The organism is Rickettsia endosymbiont of Culicoides newsteadi (genome assembly GCF_002259525.1).
GTDB lineage: Bacteria > Pseudomonadota > Alphaproteobacteria > Rickettsiales > Rickettsiaceae > Tisiphia.
This window is the reverse complement of sequence record NZ_MWZE01000045.1, coordinates 1-9,798: the sequence shown is the minus strand read 5'-3', so window position 1 is coordinate 9,798 and position 9,798 is coordinate 1. Positions and strand designations below refer to the sequence as shown.

Sequence of the window (9,798 nt, the reverse complement as noted above, 5' to 3'; positions counted from 1 at the left end):
AACCTCCTCGCAATGACATCTTATACTTTAACCTTTTTTCCGTGAACACTCACATTCAATCTACAACTGTAGTACTAGGCTCTGTGAACAAAATTTTAATTGTTTAGATTTTGAGTATTTTTAAGCGAAAATTAATAAGATTTTTACCGGAATAGTTAGTTCTATTTCAAAAAAATCTTATAATTTGCAGCTAAAAAGAGTCGAAATCTAGTAATTTAAATCTTGTTCACAGAGCCTAATATACCTCCTGAGAATTATCTTTTTCAGGTGAGATATTATGGAAATCATCATTATCTTGGGTCTCTTGTTGATAATCTAATATCTGTATATCATGAGTTTTGAATGCTTCCATAATACTACCAGAAGAGGTAATTTTACCGGTTTGTGGATTTACTGGTAATAATTTAATCGATTCTGGTATTTTAAACGCCAGTGAAGGGATATCAGAATATGCCTTTTCCATAAAGTCGATAAATATCGGTAAGGCAACACTTGACCCTGTGGCAGTTTTTCCAAGTGTTTTTGGTGTATCATAGCCAATATATGTTCCAACAATTATTTTGGGAGTAAAACCAATAAACCAAGTATCCATACTCTCATTGGTGGTACCGCTTTTACCAGCTATAATCTTACCAAGTTTTTTTGCAGCTATTGCGGTGCCTCTTTCAACTGCTCCAGTAAGAAATGAGACAATCTTATAATCACTTGCCTCATCGGTAATCATTCGACAATCTGGTTGAGACAAGATAGGCTGTGATACGTTATCAGTAAGCTGGGAATCAGATACACTACAATTTTCACATTCTCTATTGTCTCTACGATAAATTATTTTACCGTTACGATCTTTAATGAGTTCGACAAAATGTGGGGTGACTTTTTTCCCTGAATTGGCAATTATTGCATAAGCAGTTATCATTTTTTTTAACGTGGTTTCGAGCGAACCAAGAACCATAGAATAAAATCTCTTTGGCTCATTATTAATGCCGAATCGCTTGATTATTTCAGCAACTTTGTTTAGTCCTATAGATTGTGCTACCCTGACAGTAATAAGGTTTCGCGATTTCTCAAGACCTGTACGCATAGTAATTAAACCCAAAAAATCCCCTTTATAATTTTTTGGTCGCCAAACTGGCATACCAGGACCTTGTGGAACCTCTACTGGACCATCTTCAAAAATTCTATTTGGCTGGATGGCATTTTCTAAAGCAGCCAGATAAACGAAAGTTTTACTGAGTGACCCTGGTTGTCGTAAAGCCTGGGTAACACGATCAAATTTACTAACCGCAAAATCATACCCACCAACACTTGCAAGCACCTGCCCTGTTGTAGGGTTCATCACCATAATAGCCCCATTAACAGTAGGAATTTGCCTTAAAGAGTAATTAGCATTTACTTTTTCGACTACTATAACATCACCTTTCTGCAAAAGAGTTTTTGCAGATTTAAGGTTATTTTTCGCCCATTTCATTTCTGATAAAGCTATTTTGGACTTACTCAAGTCGCAAAGACCAATTTCCGCTTGATTATCTGAAACATTTAATACTACCGCCAATTGATATTCTAGAATGGCGGGTGGCTTTGTTAGTTTATTTAAATTATCTTGCCAGTTATTTATATCTATATTAGTGATAACTCCTCTAAAACCATGTTTTCTGTCATATTCTCTTATACCTTTTCTAAGAGAATTCTCTGCAGCTTGCTGCATATTAGCATCAAGTGAGGTAATGACTGTTAAGCCTCCGGTATAAAAATATTCTTTACTGCCAATTCTACGAATAACTTCTTCCCGCACTTGCTCAGCATAATAACCGGCGGTAACGGTTTCGCTACGATCCCGCTTTTGTAAAATAATTGCCGTATCTATTGCCTCTTTTGCTATTTCTTGCGTTATATAACCATCTTCCAACATTCTCATAATGACATAATCTCTACGCTCTTTTACCCTGGCATAATTTTTTTCCGGGTTAAAATTTGATGGAGCTTTTGGTAACCCAGCAATAAAAGCTGATTCAGCAAGAGTTAAATCGTCAATAGATTTATTAAAATAATTTTGAGCAGCCATGGCAACTCCGTAGGCTCCCCTACCAAAAAATGTTTGATTAAGATATAGCTCCAAAATTTGATCTTTAGTAAAGGTTTTTGAGACCATATAGGATAAAATCGCCTCTTTAATCTTACGTTCTATCGATACCTCGGAGGTTAATAAAAAATTCTTGACTACTTGCTGGGTAATAGTTGACCCTCCTTCCACTCTACGGTGGTGTACAATATTAGAAATATTTAGTATTGCTGCTCTAATTATGCTTATAATATCAACTCCTGAATGTTCAAAAAAATTCTTATCTTCAGCTGAAATAAAAGCCTCTATAAGAGAGCGTGGCACACTACTAATAGGTACAAAAACTCTACGTTCTAAAGCATATTCCTCCATTAATTTTCCATTTTGGGCATACACTCTTGTTACCGATGGTGGATGATAATCGGCAAGTTGTGAATAGTCCGGTAAATCCTTAGAGTAATTATACAACAAATATATACAAGCACTAATAGCTATTAGCCCTAATATTAAAAATAATTTAAAAAATACGTAAAAAAGTTTGAACATCGTTATATTATCAATTTATTATAAAATTTATAGCTATAGTCAATTAACCTGAATTAGTGCCGAATAAGCACTCACCGTGCTGTCTATTAGCGAGGAGCCACTAAAATCGGCGACGTAGCAAGTCATTTTTGTGTCACCCCTGCGTAAGCAGGGGTCTAGATTCCCGCCTACGCGGGAATGACAGGGTAAAAACGTCATTGCGAGGAACCCGTAAGGTCGACGAAGCAATCCAAAAAAACTGTTAAATGGATTGCTTCGTCGCCACTAAAGTGGCTCCTCGCAATGACGCTGATGCTCAATACTAATCGGATTTATAACGTTGCCAATTCAAGTTAATTCACTATAATTCCCAGAATCTTTTGCCAATTTTTCAAAATGCAATAGCCCATAAGCAAAACCGATAATTGCAGGAATCATAATAAACAATAATCCCCAATTACCAAAATATTCAACAAGATATACCAAACCAAAAGAGGTAATGACATACATAAAAGCCCGAGATAAAGCAAATGTCATGCTAGCACAGATAAAACGTTTAAATATAGGAAAGCTTTTATAACAAATGGGCAAAGCAGGTCCTAAACATTCATGCAATAAAGATAGAACGGATTGAATTAGAAATAATTGGTAAGGAGAATTAACATGATTCAATAAATACGGACAAAATACGATAAAAATAGCAGATATAATCAGTATAATTCTTAGGATTAATAATGGATACATTTTTAAGCTTAAATAAGATAATACTAATATGACTAACAGCTCTATTATACAGATAATAAAATTATGATGAATAACATCAAGCATTGTATAATCAAAGCTAGTTTTTAAAATATTGGCACAATGTATATAAATAAAATAAAAACACACCGGTGCAACACATTGTAATAAAAAGAAAGCTAGTAGTGTTTTTTTATTAACTTTTGCTTGCCAAATGGGATTGGCTTTTAAGATAGCTGTATCTATATTAATTCTTTCAAAAACTCTTTTTATTCGGTATTGGGCATCAACAAATTCTGGTGCTTCTCTAAGTTTGGTTCTTGCAACAAAACCAACCAATGCAATTACTGTGCCAGCCCAAAATGCCAAACGCCAGTTAAAATCATAAGAACTAACAAGTGAGGCAACCCCTAAAGCACTTAATGACCCTAGACTACAAAAAGCCCATATTAATCCTATACTTGCATATTGGGCTGGAGGGTTAATCGTTTCAGTTAAGTAAAGTTGTGCCCCTGTCACCTCTACTATGGCAGAGACACCTTGAACAATACGGCGAATTGTCGCTATCCAAGCTGCCATACTTCCTATCTGAGCATAAGTAGGCAGATTAGCCATCACAAAACATGATACAGCCATCAAAGAAGTTGTGATGATCACTGTTGATTTACGCCCTATATTATCACCTATCCAACCAAATATTAAGGCACCAATAGGTCGAAAAATAAATGTAGAACAAAAGATCACAGCCTTCATTAAAGAGGCTGTATGAGAATCAGTCGGTTTAAAAAATAACTCATTAAAAAACTCCCCCATATGGACGTATAACATTAAGTCAAAATATTCTAGGAATGTACCAACTGAGAATAATCCTATGGCTTCTTTTTGGTCTTTAGTTAGGTTTCGTTCCTGCTGATATCTCATCACCTATGCACCTATATATTTAAATTATAGTCAATTAACCTGAATTAGTGCCGAATAAGCACCCATCGTGCTGTCTATTAGCGAAGAGGTGTAAGTCTCCTAGTTTAATAAACAATGGATTGCTTCAACCATTACATGGTATCGCAATGATAGATAACGTCATTGCGAAAAGGCATAAGCCAACGAAGCAATCCATTAAGTGTGGATTGCCGCGACCACTATGTGGTCTCACAATTACAGATAACGTCATTGCGAGAAGCCGCTAAAAGCGGCGACGCGGCAATTCAAGAAAAAGTGAATAGAAATAGATTGCTTCGTTGACCTAAGGTTTCCTCGCAATGACGGTTTATCAATTATTGTTTTCTTAAACTAACGCTTATGTACTCCATCGCTCCTGCTATAGTCAATTCAGGGGAATTGGGTAGCAGGAACGATGGAGCGACGCCTATAAGTAATAGGCTAGCGACTAGTGACGACGTCACCAACTTCTCATCAATTGACTATACCCAATTCTCCTGAATTAACTATATAATTCTATAACCACATAGGAGAAAGAATTTTTGACAAAAATTCTTTATGTTTTTGTAATTCTTCCTTAGTTGGTTTGACAACTATAGTATTATTTTTATTTGCCATAGTAGTTCTAACCAACAGCTCATCTGTATTTTGTACCTTTTTGCTATTAATGTTAAAACTTATCTGCCTACCTCCAGTAAGCTCAACATAAACTTCTGCCAATAATGCCGCATCCTTAAGGGCTCCATGCAACTTACGCGAAGAATTGTCAATTTTATATCTTTTACATAATGAGTCAAGATTAGCCTTCATTCCAGGGAACATCTTGCGAGCCAAAGCAAGAGTATCAATAGTACTAGCAAGTTCTAAAAAATCTGTATTAGGTCTTTTGAGCAAAGACAACTCATAATTAATAAACTTAATATCAAATGTTGCATTATGTATAACAAGCTGGCTGTTACTAATAAACGCTAAAAACTCCTCGGCAATTTCTGCAAAGAGTGGTTTATCTTTTAAGAACTCTCCTGATATACCATGTATTCGATAAGCTTCTGTTGGCATATCTCGTTGTGGATTAATATAAAAGTGAAAGTGCTTACCGGTTAGAACTTTATTAACCATTTCAATAGCACCAATCTCAACAATCCTATGTCCACTTTTTGGATATAAACCAGTTGTTTCAGTATCTAAAATTACTTCTCTTAATTGCGGCATTTTAATTTTTGTATTAGTTGAGTTATTTGTTTATCTAAATCTACTATATTAACATCAGTATTAATAACAAAATCTGCTCTTGCTATTTTAATCTGTTGTGATAATTGAATCTGTGCGATTTTATTATAAGTTGTTAAATTAAATCCTTCCCTAGACATTGCCCTTTTTAACCTAGATTCTTCCGAGCAGAATGTTGTAACATAAAAATCAAAATATTTATCAAATTTAGCTTCAAAAAGTAATGGAATCTCAGCAAATGTAATTTCTGAATCATTATTTTGCCGTTTAAAAAGAGACAAACCTTCCACTACAAATGGATGAATAAAATTTTGCAATTTTCTTCTTGATGAATCATTAGCATAGATTAGCTCTGCTATTTTTCTTTTATCAAAAATTTTTAGATCAGGCAGTAAGTTAAGAATTATATTTTGTATTGCCGCCTTTTTGTAGATATCCTTAATATATTCGTCAGCGGAAAAAGTCATAAATCCTAAATCAGCTAAATAATTTAAGACAAAAGTTTTTCCTGAAGCATAACTACCAGTAATTCCCACACAAATCATTTTAATAAATATTTAATTTTTCTACAATAAAAAGCCCACATTTATTAGCTAGTTCAATAGTTTTTTCTAGCTCAATAACAATCACTTTCTCTTTCTGTATTGCTACCCCTTTATAACCATAACTAGCTAAATTATTTATTGTCTCTGGTCCTATTGTAGGTATATCAATTCTAGTATCTTGTCCCTTCTTCATCATTTTAACAAGTACCCCACCTGTAGAATTTTTGCGTAAATACGAACATCTTTTTATTAAATTATCTGTACCTTCTGCTGCTTCAATACCTATAATATATCCATTATCAACAATGACTGATTGCCCTACATCAAGCTGTCCTATACTATCTAATAGTTTCATGCCTAATTCGATATCTGTATTATCTATTGATGATGGAGCAATCCTGGTCTTAATGCTATTATTTGCATTCAATATTTCATAACTAGAAACTACGTTAAACCCTTTTTCTTCTAGGAAATCTGTCACTATACTAAGAAGTTTATCATCTCCTAAAAATTTTTGTTTTAATATACGAGCAAGTAACCTTGAACCCATTAAATCTACTTTAATTGCTTTTAAATTAGGACGTTTTACACCACCAGCAAGAATTATATTTTTTACATCATATTTACGAAAATACTCAATTATTGGTTTGACCATACCAATTTTAAAAAATTGATGGGTAAGATCCTTATATAATGTCGGATCTGCTTCTCCTTCTAAAGCAGCGATATAACACTGTCCTCCTTGTGTAATAAAACTTTCAGCTAGTGAGATTGGCAATAAACCATTTCCTGCTATAATTCCCACTATACTAAAAGGATTAGAAAAATTAGAATGTAAAGCTATGGACAAATCTACCTTACGCATATTTGGGTCATGCACATTTTTTATAGTCAAAGGATTTGAAGAGTGGGAACGATAAACAAGGGAGAAGAAGCGAGTACAACGTACTCTTTGTATGTGAGTACGCAAATACCACCAAACTTTGTGAATCCAATTTTTGAAAATAGAAGAGTGTATTTGCCACATTTTAGCTATTTGCCTTATCATGATCGACTTGTCGTGGTTGACAAAATACTCTGGTACTATCCTGCTTTATAAAAGCGATAATTTGTTCTACAATATGGTTACCTTTATATTGCTTTGAAACTTTCTCAACTTTATCAGTAAAAATACCTTCGCTAACAAAAATATCATCTATAGCTTTTATAGTATCAAGCGTTTCCTGATTATCAAAGCCACGTCTTTTCATTCCAACTAAGTTTATTCCTCTAAGAAATGCCCTTTCATTTATAGCTAGCCCAAATGGAATTAAATCTTTCTCCACTGCCGACATGCCACCGATTATCGAATGTTGTCCTATACGTACGAATTGAAGAACAGCAGACAGCCCTCCTATAATAGCATAATCACCAACTTTAACATGACCACCTAAGCTAGCATAATTTGCAAAAATCACATTATTTCCTACGGTACAATCATGTGCTATATGTACTCCAACCATAAATAAACCATTATTACCTACAGTGGTAACCATCCCACCACCTTTACTACCAGCTTGAATAGTTACATATTCTCTAATAGTATTATTACTACCTATGATAACCTCTGACTTTTCTCCCTCATACTTAACTATTTGAGGGGGTTGACCAATAGAAGCAAATGGATATATAACTGTATTAGCACCAATTTTTGTTTTCCCCTCTATAACTACATGTGATTTTAGCTCAACATTATCTGCCAAAACCACCTCTGATCCAATAGTACAAAAGGGGCCTATACTGACATTTTTACCAATTGAAGCTCTTGGATCTACTATGGCAGTTGCGTGTATAGCTGGTAAGCCCATCATTAATTCCTATTTTTAACCATTGCCGTAAATTTGCTTTCTGCAACTATCTGCTCATCAACTTTAGCATTACTTGAGAATTTCCAAACAGAACCTCTATTTTGCTCTATTTTAGCATAAATATGTAATGTATCACCTGGCTCAACAATTTTACGAAATTTTGTCTCTTCAATAGACATAAAGAAAAACTCTTTATCTTTTATAGAGTAATTCATTGATTTTGCTACTAAAATAGCAGAAAGCTGAGCCATAGCCTCAACAATTAAAACGCCGGGCATTATTGGTTTTGTAGGAAAATGACCAGTAAATTGTGGTTCATTAACAGTAACATTTTTGATGCCAACAATTGATTCATTAAGCTTAAATTCTAGCACCCTATCTATTAATAAAAATGGATAGCGATGAGGTAGCATTTCCATTATTTCTATAATATTAATCTTCATCTATATTCCGTTTTTTATAAGCTGTTTCATAATTACTGATTGTTTATGCCAATCTCTAATCGATACGGCAGGGTATCCACCAACTGTTACTCCTGATTCAACATCTTTTATAACACCGGCTTTTGCTGCTACTTGTACTTTATCACCCAGTACTATATGTCCGGCTAGTCCTGCTTGCCCTCCAAGAGCACAATATGCCCCTATTGTAGTACTACCTGATATACCGACCTGTGCAACAATAATCGACCCCCTTCCTATTATAGCATTATGTCCTATCTGCACTAAGTTATCTATTCTACATAAATCTCCTATCACTGTATCATTTATTGATCCCCTATCAATAGTAGTATTACTACCTATTTCAACATTATTACCTATTTTAACTATACCTGTATGGAAAATTTTCTTGTGAACCCCTTTATCTGTTGCAAAACCGAAACCATCTTGTCCAATTCTTGCTCCAGGTAATATTACCACATCATCACCTATTATGCTGTAACTTATTGAAACATTTGAGTATATTAATGCTCTATTACCTATTACCACTCCATAATCTATAATCGTCCCAGATTCTATAACGCAATTATCACCTATTACAACATGATCTTCAATAACAACATTATGTCCTATATAACAATTATTTCCTATAGTGGCAGAATCCGAAATATAGGCAGATTGCATAATTTTGTTAGGATAAGTCTTTGCTTTACTATAGAACAAATCCACTAATTTTGCATAAAAGAAATACGGATTCTTTACTTTTAATAATATTGTTCCATTGTTAGATTCTTGTAAAAAATTCTCTGGAACTATGCAGCATGAAGCTTTAGTGTTTTGAAATTGGGTAATATATTTGCTATTACTTAAAAAAGTTATATCACCAACATCAGCCTCTTCTAAAGATTTAACATCATGGATTAACAAGTCAGTGAAACATGATATCTCAGCATCTATTAACTTTATAATTTCTGATAATTTATAAGAGGCAGATTTCTTATAAAAGCGTGAATTTATCATAGTTAGTTATTTTTATAAAATGATGAGAACAGTATAAATGTATGACGGGAGTAGTATAAACGTCAGTTAAAAAATATTCAAGTTTTCTTACAACAATTTATATTGTATAATAGTATTATATAAACATTTATACTTGAATTTCTTTAGTTTGTCTGATATGTATTATCTCGGATAGGTGTCCGAGTGGTTTAAGGATCTAGTCTTGAAAACTAGCGTACGGGCAACCGTACCGTGGGTTCGAATCCCACCCTATCCGCCACTTCCGTACGAGTTGTCGTTTTTTCAAAAATATCGAACGGGAAACGTAGAGAGGTCTCAAGTTTTTTGCCCCTAAGCTCCAGGTTCTGAAATACGAATTTTATCATTTTACGTCAATTCGGGATAAGGGATAAGAAAAAATAAAGGAGATATAGGAGTTGCAAGGAGTTAATGCCTGTGATAAATGTTTTTTT

9 protein-coding genes and 1 tRNA gene are annotated in these 9,798 nt (G+C 34.0%); 2 read left to right on the top strand and 8 right to left on the bottom strand.

The window, feature by feature from the left end:
- Nucleotides 1-235 precede the first annotated feature (235 nt).
- Both RiCNE_RS04175 and RiCNE_RS04170 read right to left on the bottom strand, forming a co-directional pair.
- Nucleotides 236-2,605 (bottom strand): penicillin-binding protein 1A, encoded by a 2,370-nt coding sequence (locus RiCNE_RS04175; RefSeq protein WP_094649360.1) that lies wholly within the window; start codon nucleotides 2,603-2,605, stop codon nucleotides 236-238.
- A 327-nt stretch (nucleotides 2,606-2,932) separates the two neighbouring features.
- Nucleotides 2,933-4,246 carry an MFS transporter gene (locus RiCNE_RS04170; protein ID WP_094649359.1) on the bottom strand — a complete coding sequence of 438 codons (1,314 nt, stop codon included), beginning with the start codon at nucleotides 4,244-4,246 and terminating at the stop codon, nucleotides 2,933-2,935.
- A gap of 417 nt (nucleotides 4,247-4,663) precedes the next feature.
- Here RiCNE_RS04170 and RiCNE_RS04165 point away from each other — a divergent pair, with 417 nt between their 5' ends.
- The gene (locus RiCNE_RS04165; RefSeq protein ID WP_239832678.1) at nucleotides 4,664-4,765 is read left to right on the top strand and encodes a palindromic element RPE2 domain-containing protein; all 102 of its coding nucleotides are present in this window, start codon (nucleotides 4,664-4,666) and stop codon (nucleotides 4,763-4,765) included.
- 15 nt (nucleotides 4,766-4,780) lie between these two features.
- On the opposite strand, the gene dnaQ is transcribed toward RiCNE_RS04165, so the two are convergent.
- The 6 genes from dnaQ to lpxD form a co-directional block, all read right to left on the bottom strand.
- Nucleotides 4,781-5,476: a DNA polymerase III subunit epsilon gene (dnaQ, locus tag RiCNE_RS04160; RefSeq protein WP_094649357.1), complete on the bottom strand. Its 696-nt coding sequence runs from the start codon at nucleotides 5,474-5,476 to the stop codon at nucleotides 4,781-4,783.
- Nucleotides 5,464-6,039 (bottom strand): dephospho-CoA kinase, encoded by a 576-nt coding sequence (gene coaE / locus RiCNE_RS04155; RefSeq protein WP_094649356.1) that lies wholly within the window; start codon nucleotides 6,037-6,039, stop codon nucleotides 5,464-5,466. Before coaE ends, dnaQ begins: the two co-directional genes overlap by 13 nt.
- A 1-nt stretch (nucleotide 6,040) precedes the next feature.
- Nucleotides 6,041-6,904 (bottom strand): LpxI family protein, encoded by an 864-nt coding sequence (locus RiCNE_RS04150; protein ID WP_094649355.1) that lies wholly within the window; start codon nucleotides 6,902-6,904, stop codon nucleotides 6,041-6,043.
- 163 nt (nucleotides 6,905-7,067) lie between these two features.
- Nucleotides 7,068-7,886 carry an acyl-ACP--UDP-N-acetylglucosamine O-acyltransferase gene (gene lpxA / locus RiCNE_RS04145; RefSeq protein ID WP_094649354.1) on the bottom strand — a complete coding sequence of 273 codons (819 nt, stop codon included), beginning with the start codon at nucleotides 7,884-7,886 and terminating at the stop codon, nucleotides 7,068-7,070.
- Between the two features lie 2 nt (nucleotides 7,887-7,888).
- Nucleotides 7,889-8,329 carry a 3-hydroxyacyl-ACP dehydratase FabZ gene (gene fabZ / locus RiCNE_RS04140; protein WP_094649353.1) on the bottom strand — a complete coding sequence of 147 codons (441 nt, stop codon included), beginning with the start codon at nucleotides 8,327-8,329 and terminating at the stop codon, nucleotides 7,889-7,891.
- Nucleotides 8,330-9,346, bottom strand: a complete 1,017-nt coding sequence (gene lpxD, locus RiCNE_RS04135; RefSeq protein ID WP_094649352.1) for a UDP-3-O-(3-hydroxymyristoyl)glucosamine N-acyltransferase — start codon at nucleotides 9,344-9,346, stop codon at nucleotides 8,330-8,332.
- A gap of 169 nt (nucleotides 9,347-9,515) precedes the next feature.
- Between lpxD and RiCNE_RS04130 the strand changes: the two genes are divergently transcribed.
- A tRNA-Ser gene (locus RiCNE_RS04130) sits at nucleotides 9,516-9,605 on the top strand.
- Nucleotides 9,606-9,798 lie beyond the last annotated feature (193 nt).

Excerpts from the sequence above, each read along its gene's own strand:
- RiCNE_RS04175 (WP_094649360.1), bottom strand. The coding sequence starts at position 2,605 with ATGTTCAAACTTTTTTACGTATTTTTTAAATTATTTTTAATATTAGGG.
- RiCNE_RS04170 (WP_094649359.1), bottom strand. The coding sequence starts at position 4,246 with ATGAGATATCAGCAGGAACGAAACCTAACTAAAGACCAAAAAGAAGCC.
- dnaQ (WP_094649357.1), bottom strand. The coding sequence starts at position 5,476 with ATGCCGCAATTAAGAGAAGTAATTTTAGATACTGAAACAACTGGTTTA.
- coaE (WP_094649356.1), bottom strand. The coding sequence starts at position 6,039 with ATGATTTGTGTGGGAATTACTGGTAGTTATGCTTCAGGAAAAACTTTT.
- RiCNE_RS04150 (WP_094649355.1), bottom strand. The coding sequence starts at position 6,904 with ATGCGTAAGGTAGATTTGTCCATAGCTTTACATTCTAATTTTTCTAAT.
- lpxA (WP_094649354.1), bottom strand. The coding sequence starts at position 7,886 with ATGGGCTTACCAGCTATACACGCAACTGCCATAGTAGATCCAAGAGCT.
- fabZ (WP_094649353.1), bottom strand. The coding sequence starts at position 8,329 with ATGAAGATTAATATTATAGAAATAATGGAAATGCTACCTCATCGCTAT.
- lpxD (WP_094649352.1), bottom strand. The coding sequence starts at position 9,346 with ATGATAAATTCACGCTTTTATAAGAAATCTGCCTCTTATAAATTATCA.